1 protein-coding gene is annotated in these 22,590 nt (G+C 67.3%); it reads left to right on the top strand.

The window, feature by feature from the left end; genetic code table 11:
* Positions 1-24 precede the first annotated feature (24 nt).
* Positions 25-22,590, top strand: coding sequence for a scabin-related ADP-ribosyltransferase (locus AOZ06_RS28760; RefSeq protein WP_054292257.1), 22,566 nt, complete (start codon positions 25-27; stop codon positions 22,588-22,590).

The raw sequence follows: 22,590 nt of genomic DNA, 5'->3' as shown, positions 1-22,590 counted from the left end.
CTGACGTGGAAGGAATTGTTTTCGATGAGTGGAACCGGCGGCAAGAGGGGAACGAACGGCGGCGGTGGTGGCGAGGACGAGACGCCGGTAGTCGGCCGCGGCTCGGACATGACCACCGAGCTGCCGCCCGGTCTGCAGAAGTTCTTCAAAGTCACGATGGGGATGACGTGGCCTGAGGCCAGCGAGGGCGGGTTGAAGGCGATGTCCGCCGCGTGGGCGGACTTCAACGGGGTCGTCGGGGACCTGATCACCGACGTCGAGCGGTTGGTTCCCCGGTTGAACGACTCGATGCGGGGCGTCACCGCGGACGCGTTGCGCGACTACCTCACGGGCAAGGAAAAACTGCTCGAGGGACTGCGGGCCATGGAAACGGGCTCGGAAGCGTTCGCGAAGATGTGCAAGACCGCGGCGGCTGACGTCCAAAAGGGCAAGATCATGCTGATCGTGATGGCGGCGATGTTCCTCGCCACCATCATCGCGTTGTTGTGCTCGCTCTTCGGTGCGTTCGCGGTCCCCGGCACGATCGCGATGGGCAGAGCGGCGTTGCAGGCCATCTGGAACGCGATCGTGCAGAAGCTGTCGCAGCTGACTTGGCAGAAGGCGGCCACCGCCCTCGCACAGGTCGCGTGGAACGCCGCGAAGTACGGCGCCGGCGGTGCGCTGTTCATGGGCGGCCTGGACCTGAGCATCCAGCTGGGCCAGATGGCCGGTGGCGGCCGTGACGAGGTGGACTGGAACTCGGTCAAGGGTTCGACCATCGGCGGTGCGATCGGTGGTGCCGCGTTCGGCGCGTTCCACGGCATCACGAAGGTCGGGCTGGGTTCGTTGCCACCGAACCTGCGAGGGATACCGACTGGGGGCAAGGGCGAATCCTTCGGCAAGAACTTCGAAAAGAGCAAGTTCGACGGTGCCGAAGGCGGTTCGGGCGGTAAAGGTGCACCGCTGGGTGAAAAGGACGGTTCGGGCGGTAGTGGTGCACCGCTGAGTGAGAAGGACGGTTCAAACGGCGGTAAAGGCGCCGAGATCCCGCCCGAGAGGATCGTCACGCCGGGTTGGGTGCGCGGCCTGGGGCAGCTCGGGTACGCGGGGGCGCAGATGGGCATGGTCGCCGCGAGCAACCCGTTGGTGGGCCTGGCGACCGGGCATCCGGAGGAGATCTGGGCGGGTATCCTCGGCGCGGCTGCGCCGTACCACGCCAGTGGGAAGCTCGGATCCAAACTGGACGCTGTGGCCGGGGACTTCGCCAAGAAGTTCGGTGGCGTCGTCGGGATGAAGTTCGACACCGCGCCGGGCTCCGGTCCGGCCGAGGACCGGATACCGCTGCTGAAGGACGATCCAGACGAGGACGGATCGGACGGTGGATCGCTCCGCGACGGTGACTCCGTCGCGAATATGCCGCCAATTGGGAAGGCATCGCTGTCCATTCCAGACGACACCGGGTTCGATGGCACGACGCTCGTGGACCGCGGCCAGAAAATCTCGGCACCCGGCCTGGGCGACCTCGGCAGCGTGTTCACCGGTGGCGTGCCGATCGCCACGACATCGGGTGTGCCCGGCGGGCAAGGCCACGCAACTCACAGCCCCGGCAGCAGCACGCCGGGTGAAGTGCCGACGACGACACCGAACCGGCCAGGCGAGACCCAGAAATTCCTCAGCGGCGCACCCATATCCCGCCAGCACGGCGTTCCGGTGGCTGGCGACCTGCCCGGGCAGGTGCACTCGGACAGCAACGGCGGCATCGGATCGGAGCAGTCGCCCTTGGGCGCGCCGGTGAACGGCTCGGGCGGTTCCTGGCTGAACACTTCCGTACCGAAGCTGGATGGTTGGGCGCCGCTGCAGCCAGAGGGGTCGACCCTCGCACAGCCTGTGCCGAACCATGCAGGTCACCAGCAGAACCCGGTCACCGGTGGACAGCAGAACACGGGCGGGCACGCGACCACACAGCCCGGTAGCTCGTCGCGTATGGACAACCCGACCGGCATCCGGTCATCGCCGGACTCACCGTCACTGGAGCTGAAAACTCCGGCTGCACAAACAAGCCCGGTTGATGGTCGGATAATCCGGGACGAGTCGGTCTTACTGGATCTACCGGTGCCGGACGTGAAAGTCCCCACGATGGCGGATGACCCGAACGGGTCCGTGGTGACGCAGGCCGGTCCGCAGCGGCCGGAGACGGTCATCGGCGGCGAGCACCAGACTGTTCCTCAAGAGCGCGCGGGTTCCGAGTCGCACGTGACTGGTCCGGTATCGGTGGACAGGCCGGACGGATCGGTGACCACACAACCTGAAACACAGGTCCACACGGATCCTTCGTCGCCAGACCAGCCCGTGTCGCGAGTGAGTCCCCCGGTGTCGTCCCATGTCGTGTCCGATGGGGGTCCGTCGGCGCCGGACGCCGGACAGCCGAACGTCCGGCCCAAGTTGTCGATCGACACTTCCGTGGCTGGCCACACTCCGTTGGGCAGTGGCGTTGTGGACGTGCCGGTTACTCCGCCGATGGAGCGGTCGGGTGGCGAGGCCGCAGGTGGCCACGCCGGATCTGCCGGTCCGGTCAGTCCGGTGGGTTCTGCTGGTCCGGTCAGCTCCACCGCTTCTCTGAGTCCTGTCAGTCCCGTGAGTCCGGCAGGTTCTGGTGGTCCAGTCACCCACGCCACTCCTTCCAGTCCCGTCAGTCCGGTCAGCCCCGTCAGTCGCATCGGTTCGGACATCCCCTCCGGTCCGGTGATCCCCCCACCGATCACAGCAGCGCCTGGTCCTGGAACGGGCCAAGTAGGCGGACCGTTGCGTGCCGAGGCACCTGGGCCCAATTCCTCAACGCAGGCACCCACTACGACGGACCGCAGCGGCGCACATGCTGCTCCACAATCATCCGTGCCGCAGTCCTCCGTGCCGCGTGAGGACGGGGCCGCTGCCGCGAAACCGGTCAACAAGGCCGAGGCGGAACAGATGGTGTCGGCTCTGCTGGACAGGCGGAACCCGGCCAAGTCGCTCGAGAACATCTTCCCCGACAAGCCGATTCCGCCGGGAGCGGAGAGGTCGATCCCGTCGGCGTCGGACAGGCCGTCGGTACCAGGTCCGGACAAGCCCGCTACGCATTCGTCAGATCGGCCGTCGGTGCTGGACAAGCCACCGTCGCAAGACAGGCCGGTGGGGCGGCCGTCGAAACCGGGCGTCTCGGAAGACAGCGCCGCGGCGGTCGCAGCGTTCGGATACATGGCAGCGGGTCACCGCGGTGCTTCTGACCCAGGATTTGGGCAAAGGCACGGTGAACCGGGCACGGGCGAATTGCCGGACGATGGGGTTGTCCGCAAGGACGGGACGTGGCAGCACCGGCGGGATGGGGCCACACCCACCAGGTTCAGCAGCGAGCGGTTCGACCCGTACAGCCAAGAGGGTGGTCTGCGGGTCGGGGACAAGGCCGGGGCCGGTCAGGTGTCCGGGAAGATCACGCAGATCCGTTTCGACCTGCGTCATTTCGAGGTGCAGCCGGGCAAATGGGTGGTGGAGGTCGCCATCCCGCTCGACCTCATCTCTCCCGGGAACAAGGTTCCTCCTGCGACGCGGCGGGATCTGGCTGACCGGGTGCAGAACGAGCTGGACAAGCACTTCAACTACAAACACAAGTTCGGCGAAGGGCGGTTCGAGGGGAGTCAGGTCCACTTCACGCTGGATGCGAAGACGCGGGACGAGGTGCCACGGGGCTGGGACACCGATTCGTCCAGGAACGTTCCGGTGAACGTGCTCGACTCCAGGGGCGAGGGTACGCACAATCCGCGCACGAATCAGGTCGAGTGGGACCTTGCGGATCCAATGGCGAACGTGCTGCACAAGGTTTTCCACTTCACTGGTCTTTGGGACGGCCGTACGAACAGCAAGCTGCCGTTCGATCGTGCTGATGGACGCGGCGGCATCATGGGCGACCCGCCGGTAAAGGGTCTCACTGCGAAACAGGTCGGCCTGATCGCGAGGACCCTGGAAGTCGCGGCACCAGTTGTCTCCCACACACTGGACAACGCCGACACATACACACATCCAATTCGCAAGGCGCCTTCCGGTGACCTGATCGACAGTGTTTTCACTGACGGCCCTCACACCCAAGAGCACTCGCCTTCCAACGTCCCAACCAGAAAACGGCCACCGGACGACCCGCCACCTGGCAACGACCGCGTGCCGAAGCCGGTGATGAAGCCCAGAGTGGGGCGTGATCCACAACAAGAGATCGATACAGCGGCCGACAATCCCACGATGATGGGTGCGGGGTTGCGGCACGACACCAACAAGTCCTTCGACAATCAGGTCGCCGCAAGCACTGGTGTGCAGGTAACGCGGGAAAACCATCTGGCGACGTCGAACGATCTCGTCGAGAACAATCGACCTATTGCGTTCGCGAGCGGTACCGGTGACACGGCACCGGCTACGGAAGCAGCGGCACCGCACACCGGCCCGGCGTGGGATCCGGCCTGGTTCAAGCCGGAACACCAGCCGGGCGACCCGATCTGGAGGGACAGCTTCGTCAGCCGGGAGGCTGAAGGGCAGTTCATCCGAGCGGTTGTCCCGATCTTGCCGGAGATCAACCGCGGTGCCTTCCAACGCGGAGTGCCGGGGCACCTCACCAACTGCGCCGACGCGACGTACCAGCTGGCACGGGCGCTGGACAATCGGGAGCTGGCGGCGGAACGTCCGGACCTGTTCCGGGCCGGGCCGAGCGGTCTGGTTGACAAGACGCAGCTGGCGGCCGCGCTCCAGGGGGATTTCACCCCGCACCGTGGCAGCCGCGCCCAGGTCGAAAACGACCTCCGGCAAGCGCCGGCGGGAACGCACGGCGTGGTGTTCGACAAGCACCAGACCAGCCCAGGCCACTTCGTCACCGCACTGAAGTTGGGGCAGGGCGGCTTGACGGGGAGCCCGGCTTTCTTCGACGCCGCTGTCGGCCGGGTCGCGTCGAGAGATGAGACGCCAACGGCGGTCGAGTTCCTGGCCAGGGCGAAGGCGCGGCCTGAGGTGGGCCACGTGACCACTCCGGTGGGAAGTGGCGCGCGTGGTGGCGACATCAGTGATTTCGCCGCCGGGCGCAACCGGACAGCCCCGCACACTCCCGCAGCGGTGCCTGCGGACAACCGGCCTCCCGATGCGGAAGGTGGCAAGGCCGACTTCCGTCAAGCCCGCCGCGACTTCGCCTTCACCGCCGTCCGGGCAAGGACTGTCGGTGAACTCGGAACACGAACCGAAGAAAACCGGGGCAGGATCGGCATCGTCGCCACTGTCGCCGCGACGCCCGCCGACAACCTCAGTGCCCTCGCCGCGAAATACGCCCAGGGCTTCGACGGGAGCGGCTACCGAGGACGCTTCGGCCTCGTCATCGGGGTGAACGGACGAAACGCCGTACAGGTCGAGAAGGCCGTCAACGAGTTCCGCTGGGACGGCCGCTTTCCCGTGACCGTGGTCGGATTCACCTGGCGGAACCCCACCACCGACGTCATCGATCAGAAGTCCATTCCCTACGGCGCCATCCGCGAGACCATCGCCCGGCACCCGCTCACCGCGCAACTGGTCAGCCAGCTCAAGGGCACCGTCTACCTCCATATGGGGGACGCCGACGTCCACGACTTCAGCACCGACCACGGCCCCCTCTTCGACGCGGTCGACGCCTCCGTCAAGGCCAACCCCGGTGGCCCGCCCGAGGTGCTCAGTGGCGGTTACCGCGTCCGCGATCAGGACGGCGTTGCCGCCAACGAGGCCACTGAACTCGACCTGCGGGTGCGCGAGGCCATGGCCGGCGTCGATCCGCGGGTGGTCTACTTCCCCGAGGTCAACACCTTTGTCCGCGTGACCGGCCCCAAGCTGGAGAACGACGTCACCTTCGGCACCAAGAACCCCCGCACCGCCCGCTTCGACTACGGCGCCAAGGAAGGCCAGGGCCTGCTTGACTCCATCCTCGCCCAGCGCGGCGTCGACTGGAGGTACGGCGACCACCCCAAGTCCATCGTCAAGTTCGACGCCGGCCTTGCCATCCGCACCGACGGCAGCCGGATCGCGGCGAACGTCACCCGGGATCCCGCGAGCCTCAGCCAGAGCCATGCCCGCCTTAACACCTGGACCGATCAGGTCACCCACCACCTTGAGACGCACACCGCCGTCAACCCCGCCCTCGCCCGGACCGCCGCCAAGCTGGCTTTCCACGACCTCGGCGGCGGGAAGCTCACCGGTCCCGAACTGCTGAAAACCCTGCCGGCCAATGAGCGCGCGGAGTTGGTCAACGCGGCCAGGACCGACCCCGACGCCCGTGGCCTGCTTAACCTCGCCGTCAGGACCCGCGACGTCCTCATCGAGCATCGGACGTCTGCGCAGGCACCGCCTGTCCAGGCACGGAACGGCGCGCTTGAGACCGACGCAACCGGGTTGCCCGGTGAGCGGGACGGAGCCGAGAACGTCCAGGACACGCCCGCCGACCAGCCGGCTCCCGCCACGCATGGCCCGGCTGAGCGGGCGCCGCAGGCGTCCGGCTCGTCGGACGCGGCCGAGATGTCGCGGACCCACCTGGACGCGGTCGCGCGGGATCCGGAGCTGCACCAGTTCGCCCGCCACGTGGTCGGCGGCATGTTCACCAATAAGCGGGGTGACGGCGGCCGGGTCATCGTTCCGCCGGCAGCGCTGCCTCCTCTCGTCGGCAACGTCCGGGACTTCTACTCCCACGCCGATCAGCTGCGGGGCCGGGAGCCGGAACGCGGCCCGGTGACGGTGTACCGGGCGGTGATGCTGGATCCGGAATCCCGGAGTACGTCGGAGTTCGTCGAGGTGCTGCCGTCCTCCGCGTCGCACTCGCTGTCGTTCGTGCGGGACTGGACGGCGAACCGCGGTGGCGTGAGCAATTACGCGGTCCTGGAAGTCCGCGTTCCACCGGAACACCGGGTGATGTCCCTGGCCTACCCTCCGGGGTACGAGCCGCGGCCCGGAGATCCCCGCGAGGTGAACGGCGCCCAGGCCGAGGTCGTGCTGGCGCCGACTGTGCTGCGGGAGACCGGCCGGCGGGTGGACAACGGCACCACGATCATCTCGGTGGACGCGCACGAGCTGCCGTTCGAACGGGCGGCGGAGCTGATCGCCGACCGGTCCCCGGTGATGAGCACGCGTGCCGCGTTCGCCCATTTCACGGGCTTCTTCGCGGACGGCCGCCTGCAGCAGGCCTACCGGATGGATTTCCACGATGCCCGGGTGCGGTCGTCCTGGTCGCAGGACGGGCACGAGTACACGGCGACGGTCGAGCGTCCGGGGTCGTCGGAGACGTTCACGATCACCGTCCGGTACGTTCCGCCGTCCGGGCACGGACGCGCCGACGACCGGGTACAGGTCCGGTTCAGCCCCAGCGACGACCCGGACCAGCTGCAGGAGCAGGAGTACCACGCCGAGAACCTGAACCGGATCGGTGCGTTCCTGCGCGGCCGGATGCTCCAGGCGCACGAGAGCTTCGAAGCGCTGCCGATACCGTCGGACTGGTACCTGCTGCCCGATGAGGAGGTGCAGGAACTCCAGGGCAGCCACGACGCCGGCCCCGCGCAGTCCGAGCGGGCTGGAGAGGACTTCGGTGACCTGGGTGGGATGGCCCGGCCGGGCGACGGCGAGCCGAGCCTCGACGCGAATTCCGAGCCGGCGGGCACCCGCGCCGATGACGGAGAGCCGATCGCGGAAGCCCACGAGACGCGGACCGGTTCCACGCCACCACCGGAGGCGCAAGACGCCACCGCAGCGTCTGCCGACGCGCCCGACGCGGTGCAGCGTGAGCAGATAACGCCGGATGTCGTCCGAGCGCGGATTCCCGAGTTCCTGCTGAAGAACCTCGCCGATGGTCCGGCAAGACAGGACAAGCCCGTTGAGGGCCTCGACATGGCCAGGAGTCTGCTCGACGCGAAGCCGGATTTGCAGCGCAGCAACAAGCTTGACCAGGTACAGGCGGAGGTAACGGCGAACATCCTGTCCTTCGTCGGCGAGGACAGAGTGGCGCCCTATCAGTTGACGGTCGGGAAGACTCCCTACGAGTTGGCCATCCAAGCCGAGCCGCAGTGGGATCAGGTCGAGGTTCTCGACAACAAGGCCGAGCCGGACAAGGCCACGTCGTCGAGTGGCAACAAGACCTGGTCCAACAACCAGCAGAGCAGGTCCCGCGACGCCACCGTGAATCCGCGGGTGACGGCCACAGCGGCCCCTCCGCTGGTGGCTGCGGCTCGGCTGGGGCTTCCAACGGCGGCGAACACGGCTCACGAGAGCGTGGGGCAGCGCAAGACGACGGCGTCGAGCAAGGCCGAATGGGGCGCTTTGCAGCCGGTGCGCGTGCCGGTCAAGGTAACCTGGTCCCTGCGGGACGCCGAAGGCAATCCGGTCGGGCAGATCCCCGATCCGGCGAGTGCGCACGGCCGCAAGATCGACCGGTCGGTGACCGGCACGGTGGATCTCAGCGTGCCCCTGCTTCCCGCTGGTCTCGACGCGAGCGAGCCGCCGCGTCCGGTGACGGGAGAGCTGCCCTCAGCACCGGCGGTGCATGCTCTCTATTCACTCAGCACGCGGAGTTTCTTCGACCAGGTCGCCAAGGACCTGCCGGTGAGCCTCGTGGAGATCGGTTCGACCGGACGCCGGGTGTTGAAGGAGTTCCTCAGCGACGCCAATATCAAGTTCCACTGGCCCAAGATGGCGGTGGTCGACGACGGAACCAACCCGGATGCGGGTTGGGTGCGGTCGAAACCGGTGGTGAAGGGCCCGGAGAGCTCGAGGTGGTCGAACAAGGCGAGCATGTTCGAAATGCGGGCCGTGCCGCAGACGGTCCAGGTCATCCGCACGATGCCGGATGCGACATCGACGGACAGCAGGTTCGTCAAGGACACCGTGAGCAAGTCGAGCACCACGAGCCAGGGTGTCGAAGGCACGGTGATAGCTGGGGTCGGGGGCGACATCGCTGGCGCCGGGTTCTTCGCCGCGGGGCCTGTCGCTGGTGCGGGGATGTCCCGTGAGCACACCCTGCGGCACACGGACAAGGCACTGAGCAAGAACTCCGTTGAGACAACTGGCGATTCGGTCTACTACGTGACAAGGTCCGTGCTGCAGGTGCGGCCGTTGGGTGGCGATGTCCGGACGTTGGACGGCTACATCGAAGTCCACCAGTCGAGCCCGGTCCGCAAGGCCGGCCGGGCCGGGCTGGGGACTGACCGAGACGATGCCGCTCAGAGCCTGGGGACGGCCGTCGAACAGCCCGGTGGACGCAACGACGGCATGCCGGAACGGGCTGTGGACCCGCAGGGGCAACCGGAAACCACGGACGTGCCGATCGCCGATCCATCGGGCGAGCGGAACCCCTCGAACGGTGAGCCTGCGCCTGCCGGCGCGGCCGGACCGAAGCGCTATCCGCCCGCTCACGTCTGGGCCGGTGAATCCCTCGGTGGCACGTTCGTCGACGACTTCCGGGGAGGCGAGAACGTCTATCGTGCGATCGCCGACGTTCTGCGGACGCTGCCCGGGCGCAAGTGGTATCACATGACGCGTAGCGACTACGTCGTCGAGTTCGGTGATGTCAAGTTCTCCCAGAAGTACTCGCGTGGGCTCAAGGCGTCCGTGGAACGCCTGCTCGCCCGCGGTGATCAGCTCAAACAGGACGTGGACCAGATCCCTGAGATGATCGACACGATGCTCACCGACCGGGGCCTGTCGTTCACGGTGACGAAGACGTCGACGTTCCAGGACTACGTCACCACGGTCACCTTGCGGGCGAAGCTGCACGGCATCGAGTCCGAAGGCGAATTGGACGTGGCGGAGTCATCCGTCAGCAGTGAGTCCCTGGAGAAACGAGAGGCGCACGCCACCAGGAGGAAGTCGTGGAGACTCAGGGGTGGTGCCCTCGCCACGGCGTGGAACTTCTTCGGTGACTTCGAATCCTCGACAAGAGGTTTCGCCTATGCGGTGGGGGAGCACAGCAGGTCACTCTCACACACCCTGGTCGACAAGACCGCGGAAGGAACGACGCGCAAGCACGCGGACACCCTGGCGGATACCGGTTCGACCGGGTCGCAGAGGCTGTGGCAGTTCGGCGGGCGGCTGACGATCACGCCCGAGGTCCGGTCGTACGTGCGCACGAGCTCCACGCTGCGGGGAGTCACTCCGGGTCGGCCAGGCGAGTCGGTTCCACGGCTGGTCGAAGTCGGTGACCCCACTGCGGGAACGGCCTCACCCAAGCCACAGGAAGTTTCACTGCGCCTGCTTGTGCCCAAGCTGTTGACGACAACGGCTCCGCCGGCCGATCTGGCGCCGGTGCAAGCGGTCAACGTGCATCAGATGGACCTGGTGCCGCACATCAACGATGTGCGCAGGAAAGCACCACTGACACTGGACGATGTCGATGTCGTCGCGGTACGGGGTACCGACCTTCTGAACAACGCGGTGGACCGGCGAGTCCACCTCGCGTCGGATGACCCGGTGGACGCCGTGGGGCCGGACGGCAAGGCGTCGTTCCCGCGCGGAACGAACTCGAGGTCGGAGGAAGAGCGCCTCACCCCCGACTCGATCAGGAGGAACCAGCGGAGGTTCGAGCCGATCGTCAGCACCCGATCCTGGGAGCGCCGTCGTGGTGATCGAATCGTGGACGTCGCGGTGGTGCTGACCCCGTTCAATCCCCACAAGGTCTCGCCGTCGGAGTATCAGATGGTCGAGAAGAGGTTCAGCGATGCCTCGGGGGTCAGGCGGTCGAACACCGCGGACTTCACGATCGGTGCGGGTCTCCTCGATGCGGTCATCCCCTTCAGCACTCCGACGATCAGTGGGAACTCGGTGGTCCGGTTCGTCGGGGTGTTCGCCGGTGGCGTCGAACCGGAGTATCGGTGGGGGCACGGTTCGGCTTTGGAACACCAGGCGACGAGGCAGACGAGGATCGCCGGCGCGAAGCCGGTCAAGCAGACACTGGTCTGGGCCGACGTCCGGGCCGACGTGGTGGCCGAAGCGATGCGCAAGGGCAACTTCGACCCATGGGAGTTGTTCGGACGCGAGGAGTCCACCCGCTCCGGGGAGAGTCTCGACCTGCCCCGTTCGATGCTGATGTGGGCGACCGACGAGCAGATCGCGGCCATGCGCGACATGACCCCCTCCACGGAGCCCGGCCCTGCTGATCAGGCTGCCCCCGTCGAGGCCGACCGTCCGGACGAGGCCGGGAACGAGGCCACCACTGGTTCGGTCCTAGAGGTTCGCCCGAACACGGAGCAGGCCGGTGATGCGAACGCCGCCACCGCGCCGGTCAGGGATCTGCCCCCGCCGGCGTCCGTGCTGAGTGGAAAGGGCGTCTCGCTGGGGCTCGGCGGGATCACCACGTCCATCGACCTTCGGGACCGCATCCCGCACCTGCGTGTCCGACTGGCGGAAAGTCTAGGAGAGGTAGCGGCAGACCAGTTCCTGCCGAAATTGCCGAACGGCACGACGCACGACAACTACCGCCAGGTCGACCGGTTCCTGGCGGACGTGCACCGCAGGGTGAACTCGGCGCTGAACGGCGGGCGGATCTCGCCGGTGCGGATCCCGATCGGCAGGTGGCATGGAAAGACGTACTACCTGACCGTCGATGCCAGGTTCGTCGATCCGCCCAGGTTCTCCGGAATCGAGCACGTGGACAGCCTCTCGGTCACTGAGGGAGTGAACTTCCTGGCGACCGAGTCGACGTTCTCGGGGCACACGATCGCCACGGTGACGACGACGGCTCGTCCGGGTGTGCGTCTCGCACCCCAACCAGACCCGGTTGCGGCAGGGCAGAACACCGGCACCGGGCACGCGGCAGGCACCCTGGGTTCGGGGCTGACGGCCGCGGCGGCGTTGGGAAGCCGGGACGGGGTGCGCACGGAGGGCACGCTGCGCGATCACTCGCACTCGGTGCGGACGTCCGGGCCGATGGCCGCCTACACCGGGCAGCTCGCGCTGGACCTGAGGATCGAGCGCGACTTCGGAATCGACAGCAAGGGCCACGACGAAGCCAAGGACGTCGTCGCGACAGACACGACATCGCGTCGTGACGTGACGCTGCTGAAGGTGCCCGAGGAGTCGTTCCCGCCGCCGTCCGGCGGCAGGCAGCGGCTGGGCGAAGCTGCCGTGCGGCCTCCGGCGGCCGGGGACGGCCGTCCGAGGACGCTCACCCGTCCGAGGAACATCCCTGCCTCGGAGCTCGATCAGTGGCGCACACAGCCCGGCCATGTCGGCTTGACCGATCCTGCCGCGAGCAGGCAGGCCGATGCTCACACGCGGCCCACCTACGAGGCGGGTGCCTTCGCTGCTGAGAACTACTTCGGTGACGTGGCGGAGTTGCGCGAGAAGGCTCGGCTGGCCGTGGCGCGGTCGGCGGGCCTACCCAGCGCGGAAGTGGATTCCAGGACGATAGCCGCCCTGAAGACGGGGATCACGCCGTTCGCCGCGACAGCCGGGTTGGGACCGATGATGCGCGGTGAGTTCGTGGTAGCACTACCCGGCCACGACCTGGAGATACACGCCCGGCTCCTGGACAACCCGAAGCTGTCGTCGGTCAGCGCCGGAGTGGAGATCGAAGCCAAGACGGACACCTACTACAAGGACGATCCCCTGAGCCAGACGGGGCACGCGGTGAACGTCACCGGTCATCCGTTGTGGGGCGGAGGGGGCGTCACGCACCCGGCGGGCGCTAACCAGCTCAGTGAGGGCCGCGGCAACTTCGGCTCGGCGATCGGGAACATCCGGACCGACGTGCCCGTGGGCACTCATGACAGCACCTTCCAGGCGTCGTCGCACGGCCGCGTCCGGCCGAAGGACAAGGTCACCACCCCGCTTGCCGCTGCGGACGCCGACAGCAGGATCACCCAGGTCGACCTGCACGATGTCGAGTTCCGTTTCGTGGCAAGGCCCAGGGTGGGCAAGGGATCCACTCCCAACGTCGGCATCGCTGACCATTTCGTGCACGAGGCGTACGGTGTCCGGCACCGTCCTGACGCGACACGACCGCTACCCCAGCCACTGGTCGACGCCGCAACCAGGCTGTCCGACGCTGGGACGGCATGGACGGCTGCGGCGAAGGCGTTCGAAGGACTGCGACTTCAGCAGTCATCAGGGATACGGGACGTGTCCCACTCGCTCGCGGTGGCCGAAGACAAGCGCCACGAGGCAGAAGGTGGCTACTGGTCAGCCAAAGAGAACTACGACGTGCAGATCGCCGCCGCACGCGCGGTCGATCCCATTCGCAACGCGGCCGATGCCGCTGAGCGAGCCGCTGAAATCGCGGCGAGAGAAGCGGCGAACGCGGAGAAGGCAGACGCCGAGGCAGCACGGGCGAAGGAGTTCGCCGATCGCGCCGAGCAAGGCGAGCAACACGACATCGCCACCAATGCGCGGGCCGAACAGGCCGCGCAGACCGCTGCGCGTCAGACAGCTGTCAAGGCAGCACAGGACGCGGCCAAGAATGCAGCGGATGCCGCAGTTGAAGCCGCCTCGCACGCCGATCAGATCGCCGCCTACACGAGGCGGCAGATCCCCGGGAAGAGCAGCGCCTTCTACTCGGCAGCCAACGCGCAAGCGGCCACGTACGCGCACGAGGCGACCACACGCGCCTCGCAAGCCGCTGACCTGGCCGCGCAGGCCAGTCGCTCGCCGTCGCGGTCGGTTGAGGCCAGTCCTCGACCTGATGCCGCCGATCCTGGCCGGTCAGAGCCGCGGAGTGGGTACCGGCACGACGAAGTGCTCGAGGAGCACATCGAGGACACGCCTCGTTCGCCCGATCCGGCGGACCGGTTCTGGGAGGACGAACTGATCGGCGAGCACCTCGACAGCTCGCCGCGTTCGTCCGAGGACGGCTCGGCCGTTCCCGGCACCCCGACGCGAGCCCCGGGCTCGGAATCCCCGCCGCCTGACGGATCTGCCTCCGGCACAAGTCGGCCGCAGGCGGAGCAAGCGGTGCCGGAGGGCAGCGCAGTGGAGCAGGGCACCTCGCCGAGGACAGGCGACTTCGATACCGGTCCGCTGCGGACAGACCTCGCCGATTCCGGTGGTCGTGCCGAGTCGATCGAGATGAACGAGCTTCCGTCGACCCGGGTGGAAGGTCCGTACAGGCGGGCAATGGACGCGGATCTGACGGGTGGGGTGGACAGCTCTGGCCCGGCTCCCTCTCCGGCGCGGGATGCGGCGATCAGTGTGGACGATGCGTTGAGCCTGCCCGCGGGTTCTCTTGTGGCTCACGGGGTATTCGAGACGCCTGCCGACGCGGCGAGCTACTTCGCCGCGCGTTATCCGAATCTCGTCGAGGTGAATAGGAGCAACTCTTCGCCGAATTGCTTCCAGGTGACTGTCCAGGGGTCGTTCTCGATTCTGGACAACGATACCTTCGCGGTGAAGGACGGGCACCCGACGAGAATTCGTGATGCGAACGACCTCGCTGGTGAGACGTTCTACGAGGCAACGTTCTTCGAGATCTTTCGGCACATGCGTGATCAGGTGCCGGGGGCTCAGGGCATGGTCTTCATGGGCGGCGGCACTCGCATGGGGCACTTCGTCCTTGTGCACAAGGATGATCGTGGCGTGATCAACTTCATCGACGTGCAGAACAAGTCGATGGCGGTGTTGGCCACGGACCGGCCGGTTGTCGGCTTTGTGCCGTTGTTGTGGACTGGAGCCACGGCGATGCCACCGATGTCGTTGGGGCAGCAGGGGGTAGCGCCGCGAGCGAACGTGCAGTACCTCGTCGCCGAGATGGAGACCAGGGCGATCCCTGAAGAACTTTCGTGGGACTTAGCGGACAGTCCGCCTCCTGCGTACTATCCGCCTGGAGTTGATCCGTTTCCTCCGCCGTCATACCGGCGAGTGGTGGAGTCGGGGACGATGGAAGAGCGTCCGTCGTTGTTGCGGGGTGATGCGTTCGGTCCGGAGGATCGCCCTGACCGCGGGGGTCAGGGGCGGCGTCCTGGGCTTGCGGGGTTGCGGAACTCCGGTGCGGCGTCGCCCAGTTCGATGGTGGAGCAGGTGAGCCCGTTCGCCGCACCGGATCGGGACGCGTCGTCGGGAGGCGTGGTTGGCCCTGAGGGTGAGTCTGTGTCTTCGCCCGACACCCGTGCTGATGGTGAAGTGACTCGCGGAACTGGTTCGTCGCCTGGTGACGGTGTGCAGGATCTGTCCCGGCGTGGGATGGAGTCGGGGACGAGGGAAGAGCGTCCGTCGTTGTTGTGGAGTGATGCGTTCGGTCCGGAGGATCGCCCTGACCGCGGGGGTCAGGGGCGGCGTCCTGGGCTTGCGGGGTTGCGGAACTCCGGTGCGGCGTCGCCCAGTTCGATGGTGGAGCAGGTGAGCCCGTTCGCCGCACCGGATCGGGACGCGTCGTCGGGAGGCGTGGTTGGCCCTGAGGGTGAGTCTGTGTCTTCGCCCGACACCCGTGCTGATGGTGAAGTGACTCGCGGAACTGGTTCGTCGCCTGGTGACGGTGTGCAGGATCTGTCCCGGCGTGTGGCGGGCGGTGGTCCGGCGGATTTGCCGGTGCGCAACGTGCCTCGGGAACCGATTTCTCCGACGAGGTGGGGCGGTGTGCGCTCGGCGTCAGATGACCCGTCCACTTCGCCCCGGCAGAACACGTCACAGGCGCCGCCTGCGCCGGAGAACCGGAACGACTCAGCAACTACCGGCCGCACGCAAGAGATGCCAGTCGCCGGATTAGGACGAACGGTCCAGGCTTATTCGGACATGCAGCATCCCGACGCGCCCGGGCTCTGGCGCGGCGCGGACGGCCGAGAGCGGCCAGGAAACGCCAAAACCTGGTACGACTGGATAAAGAAGGGAGAGCGTCTCAGGAACGCCTTGGTCGCCGCGGATCTGGAAAGCGATGGCCCTCGGTTGCTGCACCGGCTGAATGCCCGGCTGAGTTCTCTGCGTGCCGAGTACGCCCTTGCCCAGAGAGGGTCGGATGCCCTGTTCGGCCACGGGAAACTGACGTTGCCTCCGCGGCCGGACACCGGTGACCTGCGCGATCAACGGGCCTGGCTCGAGATCGCGTTGAACACCATCATCGGAGCGGCGGACAGGCTCACGGTCGACAGAGCCGGCGACGGCCTCGGTGACCTGGGGGGTGACGCTGGGGCGAGGGCGGAATGGCTCAGACTCCAACGGCAGATCGCGCGGCTGTCGGGAGCGATACGGCACCTCAGGGGCATGGCGCCAGCGGAGTTGGCGGCGTACCGGGAGCTCATCGACGCTGAGGCCGAACAGGTCAAGTCCATGTACCAGTCGGTCCAGAAGTACGGCTTCCATTTCTTCGACCGGTTGGCTCTTTCGGACTGGGATTCCGGGAACTTTCAGCGTGACGGAAGACCCGACATAACGCACCACCGCGATCTCGGCAAGTACGACGCGCCTGACCGGAGGGTGTCGTCGATCCGGCCCGACGACGCCTTCGCTGCGGCGGTTGTGGAAGTTGATCCCGACGAGCTGCGCGCGTTCGACGAATCCGTGGGGACGGACGGTGTGCTGTGGCGTGTCGATCGCGCGCCGCTGTACCGCTCGGAGACCCGTGATCCGAGCCATGTCTTCGAACAGGGCATGGCGCCGTTCCACTCGGAGAACTTCGGGAGGAGTCTGCACGAACCCCACCTGGGAAGCGGACTGCTGGTGTCGGCGACACGACTGGACGACATGCAGGTCTTCCACAACTTCGGGCGCTACCGGTACGTGATCGACGCGCCTGGTGGTGTCGACTTGGTCGCGACGCACGGCAGGCGTGGTGTCCCGGCCTACCAGGAGGTGGTGTTCCCCGGTGGGATCCGCCGCGAGTTCATCCGCGAGGTTCACTGGACGGACGAGGACGAAAAGCTCCAGGTCCAGACAAATCCGCATTACCGGCCGTACCACGACAGCCAACCTCCTGCGCGACGCGACGCGCCGGTGATGCCCCACCAGCCGGAGAGCGGGCCGGCTGTCGGCGTCGACGGAGTGTCGTACCCGGGACCGAGCCGACCGGATCTTATGTCGTACCCGGCGCCGCGGGATGGCGTTCTTCCCCCGCCTGTGCATCGTGGAGAATTCGAGGTGGAGACGGTCGACGGCAAGCCGTACGTGCGGCTGTACACAGTGGTCTCCCGGTCGCAGATCCCGTTGTTCGACCCGAGCACCAGCACACCGATGGCCGATCTCGGTGACGTGCAGCAGGATCCGGTGACGGGCAAGGTCACGATCTTGCGTGGGAAGGGCGCCCATCCGTTGCCGGTGTTCGTGGGCCGACCGCTCGAGGCGGCGAAGGTGTGGTCGGCGGCCGTGTGGGAGCTGGCGGAATCCCACCCGTGGCGCTCGGCGGTGCCGCCCGTGATCAGGTCGTACCTGGTGCCCGTCGAGGCGGCGGTGCAGTTGAGCAAGTCGTCGACGGCGGAGGAGGCCTACCCGGGCCAGAGCGAGGGACGCGTCAGCAACGTGCGTCCCCACCTGGGACCCAACCAGTTCACTGTGCCGCCGAGCTTGATGCAGTGGCTGGAGGACCAAACGCTTGCCGGGTCGTTGAAGACCTACACGATGGGCACCGGCCAGGACGGGTTGGTGCGTGGTGACTGGGCTGGCGACGTCGAGCACGTGGACGGGTTGTGGGACCGGCTGGGAATTCCCAGGCTCGAGAGTGGACAGTTCGTCACCGAGTGGGACCCGTGGCCGACACAGGACGAACTGGACGGCGGCAACCTGGAGACGGCAAGTTCGGTGGCGAAGGGTTTGCGGCAGCATTACGCGACGTGGCAACAGTTCAGCGGCGACGGTAGCGAGAACGGTACGCCCGCGTTGCTGGAGGGAGACGGACCCAGGCCGTTCGAGGAACGGCTCGAGGACCTGCGGGACTTCGTCAGCACATATCTGCCGGGCGTGGAGTTGCGGCCGGACTCGGTGGAGCTGCGCGACTTCATGGACAACCAGGTGGCGCCACGGGCAACTCAGGCGGCCATCACCGAGCTGATGGCCAGTGACTACAGCCGGATGGGCACAGACCCGAACATCACCGGCAGGGGAGCGGACAACGACTTCGCGGCGCTGCGGCAGAACTACTCTGCCGAGCGGCTCCGCCAGGAGGAGGCCGGTGCGGAGATCACCCGGCTCTGGCGGGACGAGGACGCGTCGCCGGAGCAGGCCGCGTTCTATGCGGACGAACCGGGGCCTGCTGTGCCGGAAGGTGCGCTGGCCCCCTCGGGTGGGAGGTTGAATGGCGCTGCGGCGTCTGGCGGGATTGGTTTGCCGCCCGATGGGGCCGTGGCGGACTCGTCCCGGCATGTGGCGAGCACCGGTCCGTCCGAACTGCCGGTGCGCAGCGGGCCCAGGCAACCGATTTTCCCGCACGAGCAAGGCGGCGCTGGAGATCGGTGGCGTGGTCAAGCCGGACGCGACGGGACTGGTCGTGGGGATGAGGTGTCACCTGGGGATGCCGTGGGGTCGCGAGCGTCCATGCCGATGCGGCCGGAAATGGCAGAGGACTTCTTCACGGACACACCAGATCCCGGTCCGCAGAAGTCTGCCGTCGACGACGGGGGGCGGCGGCACAGCCGCCAGTCGACGGCGGACCGGTTCGGTCCTGTCGAGGAGCCGTTGCGCCCGCAACAGCGGGAGGGACTGCGTCGGGACAACCCCGTGCGGACCGTGGACACGGCAACCATCGACCGAAGGCTCGGATCGGACAGGTACTTGGGGCTGGCCGCCGACAAAGTGCTCGATGCCGCACGTCGGCTGGGACGTGACCCGCGGGACATCGTCACCTTCGCGGCCGTCATCCGCTGGTCCGAGCGGGTACCCGCGCAGGACAGCGAGATCGTGGCGCACGACGCGTTGCGGGACGGGTACGCGCGCTGGGAGGCCAAGCAGTTGGAGCGCTTGGGCTTGACCGCGCAGGACCAGCCGATCTGGCGAGTGGGGCACAAGCTAGGGCGCAACGGGTTCGACTTCGCCCCGCTGGAAGCGCTGGACCGCCCGGTTTTCCGGGACGGCAGGCGGCCGAGTGATCCGGTCTCGGCGGACGTTTTCGCCGACCCCGCGGACGCCCAGCGCTACTTCGTGGTGCACTACGAGCCACTGCTGGATGTGAACCGCCCGGGCCCCGACGAGTCGTTCGCGGACCTCGCCGGTCGGACGACGAACTGCCCGGCGGTGACCATCGAGACGATCAACACCTTGAACCAGCTCGGTCATACCCGGCTGAACCACGGGTTCGCAGCTCGGCCGAGCGCTCCCGTGCCGGGCACGCGGCTCGTGCACAGCCTCGGCACCACGTTCGACACCAGGTTCAGGGATTTCGCCGAGCTGACCGCGTACGCCGAGGCGGAGCTGAAGCCGGGTGAACTGGGCGTGGCGGATTTCCGTCGGCCCGGCGGCCTCCGGCACACCTACGTCGTCCGCAAGAACGCCAAGGGCGTGGTGGATGCCTTGGACGCGGGCGACACGCCGATACCGTTCGGCAGGGGCGAGCCGGGAGGGCTCGGGATGGCCGACCTGACCGTGCCGCAGGAGGACCTGCGTTTCGCCAGGGTGGACGGGGGCAAGAAGTACCATCCGCCGTATGCCGACGAGCACGTGCCGGAGTCCGACCTGCCCAGGCCCGGGCCGGGCGAAGATTACCTGCGGGAACTGCACGGCGCGAAGGAAAAGGGCTATGTCGGACGGGATCGCAGGGGACGCGAGGTCAAGTTCACGGCCGACCAGTTGTTGTTCCGCGAGTTCTCCGCCGATCCCGGTTACACCGGTGTGGGACTGCTCCGCGATCCGGAGGTGGCGAACGAGGTAGCGCAGATCGCCGCCAATATCCACGAGAACGGGTGGATCGTCCGTACCCTTCCCGGGGAATCGGTCAGCGACGCGATGGCCCAGTCGCAGAACCGGGCGGGCGGGCTGGTCCGGGCGCCGTTCGGTGACGCCGTCGTGGTGGCATTGGAAACGGAGGGTGAGAAGGTCGTTTTGCCGGTCAGGCTCGGGCGCGGCTCCCGCTTTGACGACGTCCGTGTCGACGCCGCGGTCCCTGCGGAGATCGTCCATTCCACACAAAGCTTTCGAAAGGCCTACGCACGGCTGCATGCGCGGACCGGATCGACTGACGTTCCACCGGCTGTGCTGTTGCTGTTGGCTGAGGACGCGCCGACATCGGTCGCTGAGAAGTTCTCCCGCGCGATGACCAGGCTGTTGATGACGCAGCCGATCGGGGGGAAGAAGGCCCGGCGCGCCGAGGTGCACACCGGCCAGGGACCGATCAAGGCGAACGCAGACTACGAGATCGGCGTCCCGGACAACCGGGGCTGGGTCACTTATCGCCGGACAGTGCAGTACCGCAGGGTCGGCCTTGCCGGCGCACTGTTCAACGTGGAGCGGAGGGTGACGGAGTACCCGTTCACCGTGGTGCACGAGGACTACACCAGATTCAGTGCGGCTGAGCGGGAACGCATCGCTCAGGACGAAGGTTCCGCGCCCATCGACGTGGATGGTTACTATTCCTACGTCCCGGCGTCCGAGCCCGAGTCCGGCGGCGGCTTCGGATCCGTTCCCGAGTCCGATGAGGAGCCTCGCGGTGCGCGGCCAGCGGCCGGGCCAAGCCTGGATCCCGAATCGCGTTCGGAGCAGACAGCGGCGGAGTCCGACGATGCGCAATCGGTATACGACTCCGGAACGGATCCGGACGTCCACGACGAACCGCTGCGGCCGTCCGAGCCGAGCGGTGCGGGGAAGGGGAAGGAGCCGGTTCGTCCGACACCGAGTTCGGAGTGGGACGTGAAGCCGGAGAGCGTGCCGGGTGTGGTTGGTGGGGAGCGGTTGCGGCCGGCTGCGCCGTATTCGTTTGTGAGTGGGGGTAAGGAGTCGTTGGGTCCGGAGCCGGTGTCGAAGACGGAGCCTGTAACCAATCCGAACCCGGCTCCGAAGCCGCAGGCGGAGGTCGAGCCGGTGCCAGGCTTGGTCAATGGTGGTCGGCGGTGGCCGGCGGCGCCTTATGCGGGTGGGGGTGGTGGGCGGAAGGAGTCGTTGGGTCCGGAGCCGGTGTCGCAGACGGAGCCTGTACCGGACTCGAACCCGGAGCCGGTGCCGAGCTTGGTCGATGGTGGTCGGCGGTGGCCGGCGGCGCCTTATGCGGGTGGGGGTGGTGGGCGGAAGGAGTCGTTGGGTCCGGAGCCGGCGGCCGCTCCTCAGGAACCGCGGCCGGCTGCTTCGCAGGGGCCGCAGCCGTCCAGCTCGCAGCCGCGGCCCGAGCCGCAGGCTGCTGCGGCGTCCGGCTCCGGCAGTGCCCGGCCGCCCGCGATCGACCACCTCGACGATCTGTACGCGGTTCTCGGTGTCGACGAGACCGCGGACATCCCGGCCATCAAGACCGCATACAAAAAGGCTGCGCTGAAATACCATCCCGACAAACACCCCGGCAGCGACAGGGCGTGGTACGAGAGCCAGTTCGCGAAGCTCAACGAAGCGCACGAGAAACTCAGCGACCCCGGTAGTAAGGCGGAGTACGACGAGCGTCGACGGCTGCAGAAGTTGCAGCAGCAAGCTTTCGCTGCCGCGTTCGGTCACGAGGCGCCGGGTTACGGCCATGCGGGAAGCTGGAGTCATCCCCCGCATCATGGGCATTATCACCCTCAGGCCCCGTTCCCCGGTGGATTCCCGCAGTATCACGCCCCGGGAAGTGGCTGGTCCGGTACATACGGGCCGCGGGGGCCCCGGCCGTCGGCCGGTCCGCCGTTGCGTTTTTCGCCGCCGTACGGCTGGGCCACCGGTACCGACAAGCAGGGAAATGTCGTGTACTTCCAGCCGGGTGACGTCTACCAGGAGGCGGTTCGAGGCTGGCGAAACAGCGCGTCCGGGCGGTACATCACCGACATCGGTGTGTCCTTCGTGACCGGGAGGGACGGCGCCGACATGCAGTTCGACTTTGCGACCCGGGTTGTCAAGTTGGACAGGATGGTGCGGACCATGCCGGGTGAGACCGTTCTCGACGCGGTCGACAAACTGCGTGATGGCACCTGGGTCAACTCTCCGTGGTGGAAGGACTACAGCGTCCAGTCGAAAGCGAGGGGGCGTGGGCCGATCGTCATCGACTACCACGGAGAGCCGAACACGGCAGGAGTGACTGTGGTGGCGGGGAGCGAAGTCCTGTTCCCCAGCGGCGGTGTGACCTATGTCGACCTTCGTTCCTCAGGGCTTCCGGTGAGCGTCGACGGTCGGAACTTCGCGTACGTGCAGGACGGGTCATGGATGTTCCAGCGGGTCTATGCCAACAACCGGAACGGTTCGTTCGCGCACACGGCCTGCTGGGTGGCGAGCGGACGGTTCGTCACCGACTACCTGCGGGCAATCGCTTCCCGCACCAACGGGATGCTGGACAGGTATCGGAACGAGTCGCACTTCGCGCGCAACAAGGTCCAGTTCATCGTTGGGGGGAGCGCAGATTACGAGGGAGCGATCGGGGTCGACGACAACGGCGGGTTCGTGACCGGCACCCCGGCGGTCGGCGGCAGCGAGCCCGAGCTGACCGACCGCCCGGACACGCGCTACAGCAAGGAGGAGGTGCGGCGAATCCGGGCGCAGGAGGCGTCCGCACGTCCATCGCGGCCCAGGCGCTCCTCGGGTTTGGCGTGA

The sequence above is a fragment of the Kibdelosporangium phytohabitans genome (genome assembly GCF_001302585.1).
Classification (GTDB): domain Bacteria; phylum Actinomycetota; class Actinomycetes; order Mycobacteriales; family Pseudonocardiaceae; genus Kibdelosporangium; species Kibdelosporangium phytohabitans.
The sequence above is the reverse complement of the archived record's forward strand: the minus strand, read 5'-3'. Positions and strand labels throughout refer to the sequence as shown.

Coding starts and splice junctions, on each gene's coding strand:
- AOZ06_RS28760 (WP_054292257.1), top strand. CDS start 25: ATGAGTGGAACCGGCGGCAAGAGGGGAACGAACGGCGGCGGTGGTGGC.